Source organism: Pseudomonas sp. S31 (assembly GCF_016648105.1).
GTDB lineage: Bacteria > Pseudomonadota > Gammaproteobacteria > Pseudomonadales > Pseudomonadaceae > Aquipseudomonas.
Window position 1 is genome coordinate 30,830 of the sequence record NZ_JACVVE010000001.1, and the last position, 17,053, is coordinate 47,882.

Here is a 17,053-nt window from a genome sequence, read left to right on the forward strand (position 1 = left end):
GGGCGCTCAAACCCTGCAGCGCTTCAACGTCTCGCTCGGAAACTCCTTGAACAACTGTCGGTAGCTATCTGAAAACCTTCCCAAATGCCAGAACGACCAGCGCATGGCCACCTCTGCCACGGTCGCCCCGCCCCGCAGCAGGTCACGCCGCGCGCCGTTGAGCCTGCGCAAGCGCAGCCAATGCGCCGGCGGCATCCCGGTGAAGCCCTTGAACGCCTGCTGCAGCTGGCGCAGGGACACCCCGGCCACCTGCGCCAGTTCCACCAGGTTGAGGGTTTCCTCGGGGCAGTCCGCCGCCCACTCGCTGACCCGCTGCATGATCGCCCGCTCCTCCCCGCGCCGGCCCAGTGCACCCGCCGGCAGCCGCTGGCAGGCGTTGTCGAGGATGAACAGGCAGTCTTCCAGCAACTGCTCCGCCAGCGCTTGCCCCTGCAGCGGGCAATCGGCCTGAGCCAGGCGCGTCAGGGTGGCGCTGAGCCAACTGCCGAACAAGGCATTCTGCCCGCTGCCAAGCGGCACCATGAACAGACCCTCGAGCCGCTGAGGGTCCAGGCCATGGCGGGCCAGGAAGGCCTGGTCGAACACCACCGCCACTTCCTGGTAGTTCTCCGGCGTGATCCAGATATTGCGACTCTGCTCGTTGAGCAAGTAGAGGCTGTTGTCGATCCGGTCGAAACAGAACGCCAGAGCGCCGCTCGGGGCTCGGAAGAACTGCTCTACCCGGGTATTCAGGCGCTCTTCGTAGACCTCCACGCCGTCGAGCCCGAGGCAACGCAACTGGCCGCTGAAATGGCCCGGCGACATCTGCCGGTAATGCTGCTGCCAACCGGGGGTGGCGCGCACCTGTTCGGTCACGTCGGTGGTATGGAAAGCCTGGACCTGCAAAGCCTGTGGCGTTGTCACGCGCTGTCCTATTTGCACTCTTTTGGTGCATTGATGATCCGGAGAAAGTGGATAGATCGCCTCGGCGAGCTACGCCCAAGATAGTCTCCAGCGCGTCCCCTGGGAAGCCACCGCCCCCACCGCGTCCCTGAACCCACCCCAAGAGGTTTGTATGAACGCCCCCTTCGATCAGCTGTCCGCCTGGCTGAAAGAACACCGCATCACCGAAGTCGAATGCGTGATCAGCGACCTGACCGGCATCGCCCGCGGCAAGATCGCCCCGACCGCCAAGTTTCTGCATGAGCGTGGCATGCGCCTGCCGGAAAGCGTGCTGTTGCAGACCGTCACCGGTGACTACGTCGACGACGACATCTACTACGGGCTGCTCGACGCCGCCGACATCGACATGGTCTGCCGCCCCGACCCGGCTGCGGTGTACCAGATTCCGTGGGCCATCGAGCCGACCGCGATCGTCATCCACGACACCTTCGACAAGCAGGGCAAGCCGATCGAGCTGTCGCCACGCAACGTGCTCAAGAAGGTACTCAAACTCTATGCCGACAAAGGCTGGCAACCCATCGTCGCCCCCGAGATGGAGTTCTACCTGACCCAGCGTTGCGAAGACCCGGACCTGCCACTGCAAGTGCCGCTGGGCCGCTCGGGCCGTGCCGAAAGTGGCCGGCAGTCGTTCTCGATCGATGCCGCCAACGAATTCGATCCGCTGTTCGAGGATGTCTACGACTGGTGCGAACTGCAGGGCCTGGACCTCGACACGCTGATCCACGAAGACGGCCCGGCGCAGATGGAGATCAATTTCCGCCACGGCGACGCGCTGGACCTGGCCGACCAGATCACCGTGTTCAAGCGCACCATGCGCGAGGCGGCGCTCAAGCACAACGTCACCGCCACCTTCATGGCCAAGCCGATCACCGACGAGCCGGGCAGCGCCATGCACCTGCACCAGAGCGTGATCGACATCGCCACCGGCCAGCCGATCTTCGCCAACGCCGATGGCAGCATGAGCGAGCTGTTCCTGCACCACATCGGTGGCCTGCAGAAGTACATCCCCAAACTGCTGCCGATGTTCGCGCCCAACGTCAACTCGTTCCGCCGTTTCCTGCCCGACACCTCGGCGCCGGTCAACGTCGAGTGGGGCGAGGAAAACCGCACCGCCGGACTGCGCGTGCCGACTTCCAGCGCCGACTCGATGCGGGTGGAGAACCGCCTGCCCGGCGCCGACGCCAACCCCTACCTGGCGATCGCCGCGAGCTTGTTGTGCGGCTACCTGGGCATGGTCGAGAAACAGCAGCCCAGTGCCCCGGTGCAGGGCCGCGCCTACGAGCGGCGCAACCTGCGCCTGCCGATCACCATCGAGGACGCCTTGCAGCACATGGAAGACTGCGAGGTGGTGCGCCAGTACCTGGGCCACCAGTTCGTCGAGGGCTACGTGGCGGTCAAGCGCGCCGAACACGAGAACTTCAAGCGAGTGATCAGTTCGTGGGAGCGCGAGTTCCTCCTGCTCAGCGTCTGATCGCAGCCCATCGCTACCCCACAGCCAGAACAAGACCAAACGAGGTGTCGACATGCGTCAATTGCAACCCCTGATTCCCGCCGTACTGACTCTGCTGTTCGCTGCCGGCGCCCAGGCCGAGCCGACCGTCAGCGTATACAACTGGACCGACTACATCGGCGACACGACGCTGGCGGACTTCCAGGCCAGCAGCGGTATCAAGGTGGTGTACGACGTGTTCGACTCCAACGAAACCCTGGAGGGCAAGTTGCTGGCCGGGCGCACCGGCTATGACGTGGTGGTGCCCTCCAATCACTTCCTCGGCCGCCAGGCCCAGGCCGGCGCCTTCATGCCACTGGATCGCAGCAAGCTGCCGAACTGGAAGCATCTGGACCCCAAGCTGCTCAAGCAGCTTGAACAGAACGACCCTGGCAACCGCTACGCCGTGCCCTACCTGTGGGGCACCAACGGCATCGGCTACAACGTCGACAAGGTCAAGGCGGCCCTGGGTATCGAGCGCATCGACTCCTGGGCGGCGCTGTTCGAACCGCAGAACCTGAAGAAGCTCAAGCAGTGCGGGGTGGCCTTCATGGACTCGCCGGACGAGCTGTTCCCGGCCGTGCTCAACTACCTGGGCCTGGACCCGCGCAGCGAAAATCCCGCCGACTACGCCAAGGCCGAGGCAAAACTGCTGGAGCTGCGCCCCTACATCACCTACTTCCATTCATCCAAGTACGTCTCGGACCTCGCCAACGGTAACGTCTGCGTGGCCTTCGGCTACTCCGGCGACGTCTTCCAGGCCGCTGCCCGCGCGGTGGACGCCAAGAACGGCATCAAGATCGCGTACAGCATTCCCAAGGAAGGCAGCAACCTGTGGTTCGACCTGCTGGCCATCCCCAAGGACTCGCAGAACCCCGAGCAGGCCCTGGCCTTCATCAACTACCTGCTCGATCCCCAGGTGATCGCCAAGGTCAGCGCCACCGTGGGCTACGCCAACGCCAACCCCGACGCCAAGGCCTTCATGGACGCCTCGTTGGTGGAGAATCCGGAGGTCTACCCGCCCCAGGAGGTGCTCGACAAGCTGTACATCTCCACCACCCAGAGCCCCAAGATCATGCGCCTGATGACCCGCTCCTGGAGCAAGATCAAATCCAACCGCTGAGCCGAGTGAGCCACCATGCCCCACGCTACCCAACACACCCCGTCCTACTACGCCGCCAGCGCGCGCGACGCCACCCCTTATCCCAGCCTGGACAGCGAGCTGAGTGCCGACGTGTGCGTGGTCGGTGGCGGCCTGACTGGGGTCAATACCGCGCTGGAGCTGGCCGAGCGCGGGCTTTCGGTGATCCTGCTCGAAGGCCGGCGCATCGGCTGGGGGGCCAGCGGGCGCAACGGCGGCCAGCTGATCCGTGGCATCGGCCACGATGTCAGTGGCTTCGGCCGGTACGTGGGGCAGGAAGGCGTGGCCTACCTGAAGCAGGCCGGCATCGAGTCGGTGGCCCTGGTCGCCCGGCGTATCGCCCAGTACGACATCGCCTGCGACCTGCGCTGGGGCTTCTGCGAACTGGCCAATACCCCGACGCAGTTCGCCGCGCTGCGCGATGAACAGGAGGAACTCGCCGGCCTCGGCTACCGCCCTGAAACCCAACTGGTCGCGGCCGAGCGCCTGCACGAAGTGGTGGCCAGCGACCTGTACGCCGGCGGCCTGGTGGACATGGGCTCGGGCCACCTGCACCCGCTGGACCTGGTTCAGGGTGAAGCGCGGGTGGCCCAAGGCCTGGGCGTGCGCATCTTTGAACAGAGCCCGGTGCTGCGCATCGAGCATGGCCCCAGCGTCACGCTGCATACCGCCCGCGGCAAGGTACGCGCACAAAGCCTGGTGCTGGGCTGCAACGCCCACCTCGACGAACTGGAACCGCGCCTGAGCGGCAAGGTGCTGCCGGCCGGCAGCTATGTGGTAGCCACCGAACCACTACCCGAGGCGCTTGCCAGTACGCTGATCCCCCGCAACATGGCGCTGTGCGACCAGAAGGTCGGGCTGGACTACTACCGCCTGACCGCCGACCGCCGCCTGCTGTTCGGTGGCGCTTGTCACTATTCGGGCCGTGACCCCAAGGACATTGGCGCCTACATGCGGCCCAAGGTGCTCAAGGTGTTCCCGCAACTGGCCGAGGTGCGCCTGGACTACCAATGGGGCGGAATGATCGGCATCACCGCCAACCGTTTCCCGCAGGTCGGGCAGTTGCGCCAACACCCCAACGTGTATTACGCCCAGGGCTATTCAGGGCACGGATTGAATGTGACCCACTGGACCGCCAAGCTGCTGGCCGAAGCCATCGCCGTCGGCCAGAGCCAGGGGCTGGACGTGTTCAGCGCAGTACCCCACCTCACGTTCCCCGGTGGGCGGGCACTTCGTTCACCGCTGCTGGCGTTGGGGATGCTGTGGTATCGATTGAGGGAAGCGCTTGGCTAACCCTAAGACTTCAGATCGCATAATTCAAATATATGATTGATATAATTTGGTTTTTCTAAATTTGTTATAGCTAAATCTAGAAAACGAACAGAAGCATAAATGACTTAAAGTATTGATTCTAAACCGTTGTTTCTAATGACATTTAGCAGCTTCAAAGCCGGTCCGGCCGGACGCGTCTCGCCCTGCTCCCATTTACGTACCGTGGATGCCGACGTATGCAGATGCAGTGCAAAGACCGGCTGACTGAAATTCAGCCCCTCGCGCAAGCGCCGGATCTCCAAGGCACTGAAATCCTCCACTGGCGCCGGGCAGATCGCTTCGAAGTTGCGCAGCGTGACTTTGCTGACAGCGCCAGCTTGATGCAGTGCGTGGATATCCTCACGTAGGGATTCAATCAGTTTGCTGCTCACAGCAGATCTCCATCAGAATTCCAGCATTCAGCGCTTGCGCGAGCGCACTGGGGGGGTAAGTCGAGAAATACCTTGCCGGCGAACTGCAAGGCTTTGCGCTCATCCGGGGAAACGTCGGATTTATCGCTTTTAGCGAAGCCATGCAGGAACACATATCGAGTGCCTGCCCTCGCCGAAAGCAAGGTCCGATAGCCGCCTTGCTTACCGCCACCGTTACAGCGCACCCGCTTTTTGAAAAGCTCGCGCCCTAGGCAGGCATCGACAAGACCGCGGCGCATCTCTTCAACCGCAGCGCATAGCACCTTGTCCGACAGACGCTCGGCAACTTGCCATCGCGCGAAATCCTTGCGTTTGTACACGTCCATGTTGGCATACCTTAACCATACCCGTAACGGGCATAGTTTTCCAACAGCAGCCAAATGGGTAAATCAGCCGATTCAAATTCTCTTGTGGGAATCAGCGCTCACCACCTCGTGCTGCGGATCGCGCAACAACGAATACCCGCGTGCCAGCAACGCCTCTCCGATAAACCGCGACCCAACCCCATTGAGGTGAGCCCGGTCGAGGTACAGCAGCGTGCCGTCGATCATCGGCGAGCAGCTGCCGGCGTGGCAGATCACCTGGTCGGGGTCGATGAAGCGGATCTGCGGGAAGCGTGCATGCACATGCGCCCAGTAGTGCGGACGACTGCGCTCGGCGACCGCGCAGTCGTGGCCAAGGCCGAACATCAGCTGACGGATCGGGCAGGTCGCGCCCTTCTCGATCATCGGGTTGTCGAGGATGACGATAACCTCGCCGCTGGCCGTCACCGCCTTCTCCAGGCTGGCCTCTACCAGCCCCTGCGACGCTTCGTCCGGTGGCCAATTGCCGGCCAGTACCACATAGGGGTAGTGGTTTTGCTCGATCAGCTCGAATACCCGCTGGTTGCGCACCGCGCAGTGGTCGGCGTACACCGCCGGCATGCGGTCGCGGTAGCCGAGGATCGGCGGGCAGGAGTCCAGCGTGTAGTCCATCAGGCTGATGTTGTCGGGCCTGGCCAGCAGATCGACCATGCCGGTGAAGTGATTGGCGAAGCTGTCGCCGACCATGATGCCATCGAGTTCTGGCTTCTGTGCGCCCAGGCGGCAATCGGCGTCCGGTTCGGTGCGGTACAGAGCATTTGGCACGTGGCAGCCGCGGCGGTTCTGCGCCGGCTTGTTCAGGGTCATCGCCTCCAGGGCCAGCACCTGCGAACTGAAGCGACTGGGGAAGCCGTCGAGCATCTGGCCAGCTCCCGCCAGCACCGCCAACGCCACCACAGGTACGGCGAAACGGCGGGAGAACACCTGGGCGAACGAGAGCTGCGTACCCGAGCGCCGGAAAGGTTTTTCGACATATCGCCAGGACAACCAGGCCAGCAGCAGCGCTGAAGCCATCACCAGCACGGCAAGGCCCGCGCTCATTGGCACTTCCAGATAGTTGAGGTAAGCGATCAGCGGCCAATGCCACAGGTACAGCGAATACGACACCAGGCCGATGAACACCATTGGCCGACTGGCCAGCAGCGGTGAGCGGCCACCGCCACTGCCGGCCTGGATCAGCAACAGCGTGCCCAGGCACGGCCACATGGCGTTGAAACCCGGGAAGGTCGACTCTTCATTCAACACCCACAACGGCACGGCAATCAGCAGATAGCCCAGCGCCGTGCACGCGATCGACTGCCCTGCCCCCACCTGCGGCCGACGCTGCACATGCCAGATAGCCAGCCAGCCGCCCAGCATCAGCTCGAAGAACCGGGTCGGCAACAGATAGTAGGCGGCGGTGGCGAAGATGCCGGTGGCATACTCGGAAAACCCCACCGCCAGTATCACGCCGATGCCCAGCAACCCCAGCAGGTAACGCGGAGCGAAGCGATACACCAGCAGCACCATCAGCGGCCACACCAGGTAGAACTGCTCCTCCACGCCCAGCGACCAGGTGTGCAACAAAGGTGCTTCACTGGCATCGGCGGCGAAGTAGTTGCCGTACTTGAGCCAGATGAACAGGTTGGAAACCCCGAGCAAGGCGAACAAGGCGTTGTTGTACAGCCGCAGCAGATCCACCGGCGACAGCAGCACGCTCCCCACCAGCACGCAGGCCAGCAGTACCGTGACCAGCGCCGGCACGATGCGATTGATACGGCGCTGGTAGAAGCCTTTCAAAGAAAAGCGCCCATCGCGAAGCTCCTGGAACACCTGCGAGGTGATCAGGTAGCCGGAGATGACGAAGAATATGTCCACGCCGATAAAGCCACCAGGCAACCAGCCGGGGCTCAGGTGGTGCAGGAACACCGCAAGCACAGCGATGGCCCGCAGGCCATCGCTGTCGGAACGATAACTGTCCTGGCGCATGGGGCGAGTCCTTCGTCGGGGGCCGGATGGGGCAAAGTGCCATCCTCTAGGTGTAGCGCCCCTGAGACAATAGCGCCAAACCCCCAAGTCAAAAATTCGACGACCGGACACCAAGGCACATCAACGTATGCAAACGAGCGTCATCGAATTGACTTTGAACCTTGCCACTGGCCAAGTGTCTGGCGCCTGCTAGCGTTGTTGAGGCCACCCCTTCACGGACCCTCCCAGATGAAGAACTCACTGCCTCGCGCCACGCTACTGTGCGCCGCCCTGCTCGCCCTGGCGGCCTGCTCCAGCAACCAGGTCGACCCCAAGGACTATTCCGGTTTCCTCAAGGACTACAGCCGGCTCGAGCCCGCGAAGAGCGCATCGGGCGCGCCGGTGATGCGCTGGATCGACCCCAGCGTCAAGGCCGGTCAATACACCGAGGTATTCATCGAGCCGAGCCAGTTCTACCCCAAGCCACAGCCGACCGAGGTGATTTCGGCGCAGACGCTGCAGGAAATCACCCGCTACTTCAACGAGGCCATGCGCCGTGAGCTGGGCAGCGTGTTGACCCTGGTGAAAACGCCTGGGCCGAACACCATCGTGGTGCGCCCGGCAATTACCGCCGTGTCCACCCGTACCGAAGGCCTAAAGCCGTATGAGGTGATCCCGATCGCCCTGGTAGCGGCAGCGGTCAACACCGCCGCCGGCGGACGCGACCAGGAAACCGATGTCGCGGTAGAGGCGGCGTTCCTCGATGGCGCCACGCAGAAGGTGCTGGCCCAGGTGGTACGCAAGGGCAGCGGCAAGGCGCTGGAGAACGACACCCAGAAACTGACCCTCGACGACGTCAAGCCAGTGCTCGACGGCTGGGCGCGCGACATGCGTAACAGTTTCGTGGCGCTGAAGAGCAAGGCACGCTGAGTGACGCTTGCGATTGGGGCCGCTACGCGGCCCCAAACACGCCCCCCTTTTACCTCAGCACTCGACGAACGCCACCGCCAGCCCACCGCGTGAGGTTTCCTTGTAGTTGGCATGCATGTCGGCACCGGTGTCGCGCATCGTCCGGATCACCCGATCGAGCGAGATGAAGTGCTCGCCGTCACCGCGCAGGGCCATCTGCACGGCATTGATCGCTTTCACCGCAGCAATCGCATTGCGCTCGATGCACGGCACCTGAACCAGGCCGCCGACAGGGTCGCAGGTCAGCCCCAGATTATGCTCCAGGGCAATTTCCGCGGCATTTTCCAACTGCGCGGGCGTCGCCCCCAGCACTTCGGCAAGGCCCGCCGCCGCCATCGAGCAGGCCGAGCCTACCTCGCCCTGGCAGCCCACTTCCGCGCCGGAAATCGAAGCGTTCTTCTTGCACAGGATGCCTACCGCAGCCGCCGCCAGCAGGAAGGACACCACATCATCGTCGCAGGCCTGCGGGTTGAACTTCATGTAGTAGTGCAGCACTGCAGGAATGATCCCGGCGGCACCGTTGGTGGGTGCGGTGACCATGCGCCCACCGGCGGCGTTTTCTTCGTTGACCGCCAGGGCATACAGATTGACCCATTCCATCGCACTCAGGGTCGAGCCGATCACATTGGGCTTGCCCAGCTCTTGCAGGCTGCGGTGCAGCCGCGCGGCACGCCGCTTGACGTGCAAGCCACCCGGGAGGATGCCTTCGTTGCGCAGGCCGTTGACCACGCAGTCCTTCATCGCCGCCCAGATGCGCAGCAGCCCCTCGCGGACCTCGGCTTCGCAGCGCCAGGCGCACTCGTTGGCCATCATCAACTGGCCGACGCTAAGGCCATGGGTCTTGCATAACGCCAACAGTTCGGCACCGCTGGAAAACTCATAAGGCAGGTCCACCGCTCCCACCTCGCTCGCCGGGGCGTCGATTTCAGCCTGCTCGACGATGAATCCGCCGCCAACCGAGTAGTAGGTCTGGGTGAACAGGCAAACGTCGCCCTGGAAGGCGTGCAGGCTCATGGCATTGGGGTGGTACGGCAGGTCTTCGTCAAGCAGGCGCATGTCCCGTTCGTAAATGAAGACCAGCGGCTGGCTGCCATCGAGGATCAGGCATTGTTCCTGGCGCAACTGGGCAATGCGCGGCTCGATACTGGCCGGATCGATCCGGTCAGGCCATTGGCCCATCAACCCGAGCAGGCAGGCGCGGTCGGTCGCATGGCCGACACCGGTGGCCGACAGCGAGCCGTAGAGGCGCACTTCGACGCGGCCGACCCGGGCCAGCAGCCCCTGTTCGCGCAAGGCCTGGGCAAAGGTCGCGGCAGCCCGCATAGGGCCCACCGTGTGCGAACTGGAAGGGCCGATGCCAATTTTGAAGAGGTCGAAAACACTGATAGCCATGCTAATGCCTGACCGTGACGGCAATTTTTTACCACCACGATTCCGTGGGAAAATTTGAGGCGGAACGCCAATTGGCGCCATACTGCCCCCCACACCCTACAATGACCAACGAAACTTCCTAAGCAAGCCATTAGTAGAGCTAAACGATGCGACGCCAACTCAATGGCCAGATGTTCGTCTGGCTGCATGTGTTTTCCTGTGCTGCCCGGCACCTGTCCTTCACCCGCTGCGCCGAGGAGCTGCATATCACGCCTGGCGCGGTCAGCCAGCAGATGCGCCAGCTCGAGGACCGCCTGGGCTACCGCCTGTTCCTGCGCCGGCCGCGCGGCGTGGAGTTGAGCGCCGAAGGCCAGCGCCTTGCGCAGACGGTGGCCGAAGCCTACGGCAACATAGAGGCCGAACTGCTGCGCCTGGATGCCGGCGAAATCCGTGGCACCCTGCGCCTGCGCTCGATCCCGTCGTTCCTTGCCAAGTGGCTCACACCCCGGCTGCCGCGCTTCCAGCAACGCTACCCGGACATCGAGCTGCGCCTGGTGGCCGAGGACAGCGCCCAGGCACTGGACCCCGAGGATTTCGACCTGGCCATCGACCTCAACGACGGCAGCTACCCCGGTATGCTGTCCACGCCATTGCTGGACGAACAGATCTTCCCGGTCTGCTCACCGGCGCTGCTGCGCGGCCGCCCGCCCCTGCATGGCCCGGCGGACCTGGTGCATTACCCGCTGTTGCACGACATGACCGCCTGGCGCGGCAGTTCCGAGTACGCCGAATGGGAGTTCTATCTGGAGGGTATCGGTGCTTCTGGGCTCGATGTGCGACGCGGACACACCTTCAATCGCAACCACCTGACGATCGAAGCGGCCATTGCCGGGATCGGCGTGGCCATTGCCCGGCGCACGCTGCTCAACGACGAACTGGAGCGCGGGGCGCTGATCGTGCCGTTCGGGGTGCCCATTCCCAACCACAAGCGCTACATGCTGCACTACTCGCCGGGCGGGCTCGCCCAGCCCGGCGCACGGGCGGTGCACGACTGGCTGGTCGAGGAAGCCGGCAGTTTCAGGGCGCTGCATGGGGGGTGAGTGGGTGCTTGGCGAGGTGTGCACTTGAGATTTGTGGTGGAGCTGATATCGAGCGCCGCCCGCGCGGCGCTCGATATCAGCCGCGCCGGCCAACCCAAGACATACACTCAGCGCACCGCCGTCACCCCCTGGTCCGGCCCAGGCGTCACCACCTGCCCCAGGTCGATGTGGCGGAAATCCGGCTTGGCGCCCAGCCGCGCATTGAACCGCACGTTGAAGGTGAACGGATCGTCCGTCACCTGGTCCAGCGCCTTGCCATACACCGTCGCCACTCCAGCCCGGTCATAGCCCATCAAGCCGAGCAAGGTCGGGAAGATGTTGTAGTGACTGGAAGCATTGCGGTTATGCGCCAGGTGCGTCTGCCAGTCCAGGGTCTTGAGCCCCTGCCCCTGGATCACCAGCAACGGCACCAGCCCCTCCTCTGCCACTGGGTCGCTGTCGCAGTGGGTGTTCAACCCAGGGTTGCCGCGCTCATGCAGGTCCTGGCCATGGTCGGAGGTATAGATCACCACTGCCTGGCTCAGGTCGCCTTCGGCGAACAGGCGCCGGAAGAACTCGCCAACGTTCCATTGCAGGCTGTTGCGGTAACTGTTGCGGTACAACAGCCAATCCTGGGGCCGCCCGTCGAAGCCATCGCGGGTGCCGATGTCGGTCACGTCGGTGAAGCGCCCGCGAGGCAACGCCGGCCGGTACGTCATGAAGTCGTCGGGGTATTTGTCGTGCACGGGAAAATGCGCGCCGACCTTGTTGATCACGATCAGTTGCGGCTTGCCGTCGGCGAGCAGCGTCACCAGGCGCGCCACTGCGGCCATGTCGCGCTGCACCACCGGGGTGTCGTCGAACTGGATGAACTGGTCGATGTCACGCTTTTCCGTCTCGGTCATCAGGTTCTGCAGGTGCCCGCCGGTGCGCTGGCCGTCGATGTAGACCGTACCCAGCCCCGCCGCCTTGGCGTATTGCCAGATCGATGGCTGGGTCGAATTGATGCGCAGGTAATCTTCGCGCGTACCGCCGTAGCGCAGGGTCACGTTGGTGTCGGCGCTGCAATTGGCGACCGAGGCTGCATAGCCGAAATTGATGATGTCCACGCCCGGCTGGGCGCGGTTCAGGTGACTGTCGACGCCGGCCGGGGTGTTGATGTCCAGGTAGTTGCCGGCGATGCTTTCGTCGATCACCAGCACGATGTCGCGAGCCAGCGGCGCCGTCGGGCGTGCCAGGCTCACTGGCTGGCGGGGGCCGACACTGTCGTGCACGGCTTCATAGCCCATCAGGCTCAGGTACGCCAAGGGCGTGTACATCACCGGCAGGCCACGGGCGCCCTCGCCCGCGCGAATGAACAGGATCGCCACCAGCAGGGCCAGCGCCAGCACCGGCGAAGCGATCGACAGCCACCCCGGCAAGCGCGGCGCAGGCCCGGGCCGCAAACCAACGCCAAGCAACAGCAGCCCGGCCTTGGCCATGGCCAGGGCAATCGCATGGTGGTACTGCTGCAGCGCCTCCTGGACGAAGCCCCCGGCATAGACCATGGACACGAATGCGCTGTAGGTCATGTACGAATCAGTGATGCGGGTGTAGGCATCGATGAACACCGAGCTCAGCGCAAACAACAGGGCCAGCATCCAGCGCAATGGACTCGGACGGATCCAGGCGCCCAGCAACAATGCTACCGCCAGCACTCCGAACACGCCGACATACAAGAACAACGGCAAGCCCACACCCAATGCCGTGATGCGCTCGGCATAAAGCCCGTGAAAACTCGCTAGATAGCCGAGCAATAGTACGATTTTGATACACCCACGCATGCTCGGCTCCTCGAAGTCATCGCTTTTCACTCCAACCGTAGCATCCCTGAAACAATTCACAAGCCCTTAAAAGTCAATTTTCCGGCGATATCATAACGCCAGAATTTGGCGCTCAAAGTGTCTCATCCTTGGCACTCTCTATTACTCACAGACCAAGCATGATGCGGCCTACGACCGTTCATCGGTTATCCGATCGGCCATTTGCCACTAGCTTTCAACGCTAAACCCCGGATTGGCAAAGGGTTGCTGGCAGTTGGCCGCATTGCTCAGCGCTTGTAAATGCGACGAAACATGCCATTGCTTTGACGCAAATCCAAATCGCTGAGCTATACCGAATTCACATCTGTTTCATCCCCCTTACTCATCCATCGAGGCGATGCGCATGGACGTGAGCGTTTTTGGCACCGGTTATGTCGGTCTGGTACAAGCGGCAGCCCTGGCGGATGTCGGGCACCGCGTGCTCTGCGTGGACGTGGATACCCACAAGATCAACCAGTTGCGCCAGGGCGTACCGCCGATCAGTGAACCCGGTCTGTCGGAACTGCTGGAAGACAACATCCGCGAAGGCCGGCTGTCATTCAGCACCCAGGCCAGCGATGCGGTGAGCCACGCTGAGCTGATCTTCATCGCCGTGGGTACCCCGCCGGACGAGGACGGCTCGGCCGATCTGTCCCACGTGCTGGACGTCACCCGGCAGATCACCGAGCTGATGGAGGGCGACCGCACCCTGATCGTCAAGTCCACCGTGCCGGTGGGCACCGCCGACCAGGTGCTGGTGCTGGCACGTGATGAGTTGCAGCGCCTGGGCAAGGCCCAGTTGCAGGTACGGGTGGTGTCCAACCCGGAATTTCTCAAGGAAGGCAGCGCCCTGGCCGATTGCATGCGCCCCGACCGCATCATCGTCGGCACCCGCGATGCGGTGGCCCACGACCAGCTCGCCGAGCTCTACGCGCCGTTCTGCCGCAACCACGAAAAACTCATGTTCATGGACAACCGCAGCGCCGAGCTGACCAAGTACGCCGCCAACGCCATGCTCGCCACGCGCATCAGCTTCATGAACGAACTGGCCAACCTCAGCGAGCGGCTGGGCGCCGACATCGAGGCGGTGCGCAAGGGCATCGGTTCCGACCCGCGCATCGGCTACCACTTCATCTACCCCGGCTGCGGCTTCGGTGGCTCGTGCTTCCCCAAGGACATCAAGGCCCTGCTGCACACCGCCGAGCACAGCGGCATGCCGCTGCGCTTGCTGCAGAGCGTCAACGACGTCAATGACCAGCAGCGCCAGGTGCCCTTCGCCAAGCTCAAGCAGCGTCTGGGTGGACAACTGGCCGGCAAGTCCATCGCCCTCTGGGGCCTGGCCTTCAAGCCCAACACCGACGACATGCGCGAAGCGCCCAGCCGCTACCTGATGGAAGCGCTCTGGGCCGAAGGCGCCACGGTGCGCGCCTACGACCCCGAGGCGATGGACGAATGCCGGCGACTGTACGGCTACCGTGACGATCTGCAACTGTGCGCCACCCGCGACGACACCCTGCAGGACGCCGACGCCCTGGTGATCTGCACCGAGTGGAAGAACTTCCGCGTGGTCGACTTCACCCTGCTGGCCAGCAAACTGCGCGAACGGGTGATCATCGACGGGCGCAACCTCTACAACCCCGAGCATGTCGCCGCCCATGGCCTGCTCTACAGCGGCATTGGCCTGCGTCAGGTCACGCCCCCGGTAGGCGCGCCATGAAGGTGCTGGTGACCGGTGCGGCCGGTTTCATCGGTGCCCACACCTGCCTGCGGCTGTTGCGTGATGGCCACCAGGTCCTGGGGTTGGACAACTTCAACGACTACTACGACCCCAGCCTCAAGCATGACCGGGTGCGCTGGGTGCGTGAACAGGCCGGTGACCTGGCGGTCCATCACCTGGACCTGGGCGATCGCGACGGCGTGGCCCGGCTGTTCGCCCTCGAGCGCCCCGACGTGGTGGTGCACCTGGCCGCCCAGGCTGGCGTGCGCTATTCGTTGCAGAACCCGCAGGCCTACGTCGACAGCAACCTCGCGGGCTTTCTCAACATCCTCGAAGGCTGCCGGCGCCACCCGGTACAGCACCTGCTGTACGCCTCGTCCAGCTCGGTGTACGGCGCCAACCAGCGCACCCCGTACCGGGTCCAGGACGCGGTCGACCACCCGCTGTCGCTGTATGCCGCCACCAAGAAGGCCAACGAGGCCATGGCCCACAGCTACAGCCACCTGTTCGGCGTGCCCTGTAGCGGCCTGCGTTTCTTCACCGTGTACGGCCCGTGGGGGCGCCCCGACATGTCGCCCATGCAGTTCGCCACGGCGATCACCCAGGGCCGTGCGATCCAGCTATTCAACCATGGCCGCCACCAGCGCGATTTCACCTACATCGACGACATCGTCGAGAGCCTGGTGCGGCTCGTCCCGCATCCGCCAAGCGCAGACGGCCACTGGGATGCACTGCAACCGGACGCGGCAACCAGCCACGCGCCGTGGCGCCTGTTCAACATCGGCGGGCAACGCCCGGTGGAACTGCTCGACTACCTGGCGCTGCTGGAAAAGCACCTGCAGCGCGACGCCAAGATCGAGCTGCTGCCGCTGCAGCCAGGCGATGTGCTGGCGACCTGCGCCGATGCCACCGCATTGGATCAAGTCACTGGCTTTACCCCACGCATTTCACTGGATGAAGGGCTCAGGCGATTCGTCGCCTGGTTTCAAGGCTACTACTCGCCCAATGGCCCCCAGGCCAACCGCTCAGGCGAGCAGACCGATCAACGGAGGGCGGTATGACAGGACAACCCAGAAGCGCGCAACTGCAGGCGCTATACCAGGACAAACGGATGGACCCGGCCCATCGACAACGCATCGATGCCGCCATCCACATGCAAGGCCGCGGCTGGTTCACCGGCCGTATCGGTGGCCGGCCCTGGACCTTGTCGCGCACCAACCGCGCGCTGTCGTGCCTGGCGGCGCTCGGCCTGCTGCTGTTGCTGTCGCCGGTGTTCCTGGTGCTCGCCCTGCTGATCAAGGGCTCCAGCGCGGGCCCGGTGTTCTTCGTGCAGCAGCGCACCGGCTACCGCGGCCGGGTGTTCGGCATGTTCAAGTTCCGCACCATGGTCGCCAACGCCGAGGCGCTGAAGGAGTCGGTGCGCCACCTGAACAAGCACGGTGCCGACGCCATCGACTTCAAGATCGACAAGGACCCGCGCATCACCTCGGTGGGCAGTTGGCTGCGCCGCAGCAGCCTCGACGAGCTGCCCAACCTGATCAACGTGGTCACCGGCGACATGCGCCTGGTCGGCCCACGCCCCACCTCGTTCAACGCCTATCGCTACAAGGACAACCACCTCGCGCGGTTGTCGATCTACCCCGGCATGACCGGCCTCTGGCAGATCTCCGGGCGCAGCAACATCGACTTCGACCAGCGCGTCGAACTCGACCTCAGCTACATCAACGAACAGAGCCCCGTGCTGGATATGAAGATCCTGCTCAAGACTCCGTTCAAAGTCTTCACTGGCCACGGAGCAAGTTGAGATGGACGGTTCTACTTCGAGAAGCCTGAGTGTCGCCACACCGAGCGAGACCAACCTCACCGCCACTGTCCTGGACCTCGACCAGCGCACCCTGCTGCTGACCGCGGCCAATACCGGCAGCGGCACCAGCACCAGCAGCCTGGTATTCGCCAACCAGTTGGCGATGATGAGCGCCGGCAGCGTGTTGCTGATCGACAGCAGCAACACCGGCAACAACCTCAGCCAGCAGTTGGGGCTGGGCAAGTTGCGCGGGTTCACCGACCTGTTGTTCGACCAGGATACCCCGCCACTGGCCCAGGACTGCATCGTGCGCCTGGCCGACCAGCCGTTCGACATCCTCCCCGGCGGCACCTTCCGCCGTGGCCGCGAGCGCCTGGACCCGGAGCGCCTGCGCATCCTGCTGCAACAACTGAGCGACCACTACCGCTTCGTGGTGATCGACGGCGAGGCCGTATACGCCAGCGCCGACAGCCTGGTGATCGGCACCCTGGTCGACGGCGTGATCCTGGTGGTGTGCGCCGAGGAAACCCGCTGGGAAGTCGCCCAGGCTGCGGCCCAACGCCTGACCCAGGCGGGTGCGCGGTTGATCGGCAGCGTGTTCAACAAGCGCAAGTACTACATGCCCAAGTGGCTGTACGACAACCTCTAG

Annotated in this window: 15 protein-coding genes; 9 read left to right on the forward strand and 6 right to left on the reverse strand. The window is 63.7% G+C overall.

Features of this window, described 5'->3' with window-relative positions:
* Positions 1–6: 6 nt before the first annotated feature.
* Complete coding sequence (locus IAE37_RS00140) at positions 7–903, reverse strand: helix-turn-helix domain-containing protein (protein WP_201166992.1); 897 nt, start codon at positions 901–903, stop codon at positions 7–9.
* A gap of 151 nt (positions 904–1,054) precedes the next feature.
* Between IAE37_RS00140 and IAE37_RS00145 the strand changes: the two genes are divergently transcribed.
* Genes IAE37_RS00145 through IAE37_RS00155 form a run of 3 tightly spaced genes read left to right on the forward strand, consistent with a single transcriptional unit; the run spans position 1,055 to position 4,865 of the window.
* The gene (locus tag IAE37_RS00145) at positions 1,055–2,413 is read left to right on the forward strand and encodes a glutamine synthetase family protein (RefSeq protein WP_201166995.1); all 1,359 of its coding nucleotides are present in this window, start codon (positions 1,055–1,057) and stop codon (positions 2,411–2,413) included.
* A gap of 52 nt (positions 2,414–2,465) precedes the next feature.
* Entirely contained in the window at positions 2,466–3,554 is a 1,089-nt protein-coding gene (locus IAE37_RS00150) for a polyamine ABC transporter substrate-binding protein (protein WP_201166997.1), read from the forward strand.
* A 15-nt stretch (positions 3,555–3,569) separates the two neighbouring features.
* Positions 3,570–4,865 carry an NAD(P)/FAD-dependent oxidoreductase gene (locus IAE37_RS00155; RefSeq protein ID WP_201166998.1) on the forward strand — a complete coding sequence of 432 codons (1,296 nt, stop codon included), beginning with the start codon at positions 3,570–3,572 and terminating at the stop codon, positions 4,863–4,865.
* Positions 4,866–4,969: 104 nt separating this feature from the next.
* Here the strand turns inward: IAE37_RS00155 and IAE37_RS00160 are convergent, their stop codons facing one another.
* The 3 genes from IAE37_RS00160 to IAE37_RS00170 all read right to left on the reverse strand — a co-directional run bounded on the left by IAE37_RS00160 (position 4,970) and on the right by IAE37_RS00170 (position 7,644).
* On the reverse strand, positions 4,970–5,275 hold the full coding sequence (locus tag IAE37_RS00160) for a helix-turn-helix domain-containing protein (RefSeq protein ID WP_201167000.1): 306 nt from the start codon (positions 5,273–5,275) through the stop codon (positions 4,970–4,972).
* Positions 5,272–5,640 (reverse strand): type II toxin-antitoxin system RelE/ParE family toxin, encoded by a 369-nt coding sequence (locus IAE37_RS00165; protein ID WP_442967747.1) that lies wholly within the window; start codon positions 5,638–5,640, stop codon positions 5,272–5,274. The genes IAE37_RS00160 and IAE37_RS00165 overlap by 4 nt, the downstream gene beginning before the upstream one ends.
* A gap of 72 nt (positions 5,641–5,712) precedes the next feature.
* Positions 5,713–7,644, reverse strand: a complete 1,932-nt coding sequence (locus IAE37_RS00170; RefSeq protein ID WP_201167002.1) for an acyltransferase family protein — start codon at positions 7,642–7,644, stop codon at positions 5,713–5,715.
* Between the two features lie 228 nt (positions 7,645–7,872).
* On the opposite strand from IAE37_RS00170, the gene IAE37_RS00175 reads away from it, so the two are divergent.
* Positions 7,873–8,553, forward strand: a complete 681-nt coding sequence (locus tag IAE37_RS00175) for a DUF3313 domain-containing protein (protein ID WP_201167004.1) — start codon at positions 7,873–7,875, stop codon at positions 8,551–8,553.
* 54 nt (positions 8,554–8,607) lie between these two features.
* Here the strand turns inward: IAE37_RS00175 and IAE37_RS00180 are convergent, their stop codons facing one another.
* Positions 8,608–9,984: an L-serine ammonia-lyase gene (locus IAE37_RS00180; RefSeq protein WP_201167006.1), complete on the reverse strand. Its 1,377-nt coding sequence runs from the start codon at positions 9,982–9,984 to the stop codon at positions 8,608–8,610.
* 146 nt (positions 9,985–10,130) lie between these two features.
* Between IAE37_RS00180 and IAE37_RS00185 the strand changes: the two genes are divergently transcribed.
* Complete coding sequence (locus tag IAE37_RS00185) at positions 10,131–11,063, forward strand: LysR substrate-binding domain-containing protein (RefSeq protein ID WP_201167007.1); 933 nt, start codon at positions 10,131–10,133, stop codon at positions 11,061–11,063.
* A 107-nt stretch (positions 11,064–11,170) separates the two neighbouring features.
* On the opposite strand, the gene IAE37_RS00190 is transcribed toward IAE37_RS00185, so the two are convergent.
* Positions 11,171–12,865 carry a sulfatase-like hydrolase/transferase gene (locus tag IAE37_RS00190; protein ID WP_201167009.1) on the reverse strand — a complete coding sequence of 565 codons (1,695 nt, stop codon included), beginning with the start codon at positions 12,863–12,865 and terminating at the stop codon, positions 11,171–11,173.
* Between the two features lie 382 nt (positions 12,866–13,247).
* Here IAE37_RS00190 and IAE37_RS00195 point away from each other — a divergent pair, with 382 nt between their 5' ends.
* The 4 genes from IAE37_RS00195 to IAE37_RS00210 are packed head-to-tail and all read left to right on the forward strand — an operon-like array spanning position 13,248 to position 17,053.
* The gene (locus tag IAE37_RS00195; RefSeq protein WP_201167011.1) at positions 13,248–14,600 is read left to right on the forward strand and encodes a UDP-glucose dehydrogenase family protein; all 1,353 of its coding nucleotides are present in this window, start codon (positions 13,248–13,250) and stop codon (positions 14,598–14,600) included.
* Positions 14,597–15,661: an NAD-dependent epimerase gene (locus IAE37_RS00200; protein WP_201167013.1), complete on the forward strand. Its 1,065-nt coding sequence runs from the start codon at positions 14,597–14,599 to the stop codon at positions 15,659–15,661. The genes IAE37_RS00195 and IAE37_RS00200 overlap by 4 nt, the downstream gene beginning before the upstream one ends.
* Positions 15,658–16,404, forward strand: a complete 747-nt coding sequence (locus tag IAE37_RS00205) for a sugar transferase (protein ID WP_201167015.1) — start codon at positions 15,658–15,660, stop codon at positions 16,402–16,404. The genes IAE37_RS00200 and IAE37_RS00205 overlap by 4 nt, the downstream gene beginning before the upstream one ends.
* A 1-nt stretch (position 16,405) precedes the next feature.
* The gene (locus tag IAE37_RS00210) at positions 16,406–17,053 is read left to right on the forward strand and encodes a CpsD/CapB family tyrosine-protein kinase (protein ID WP_201167017.1); all 648 of its coding nucleotides are present in this window, start codon (positions 16,406–16,408) and stop codon (positions 17,051–17,053) included.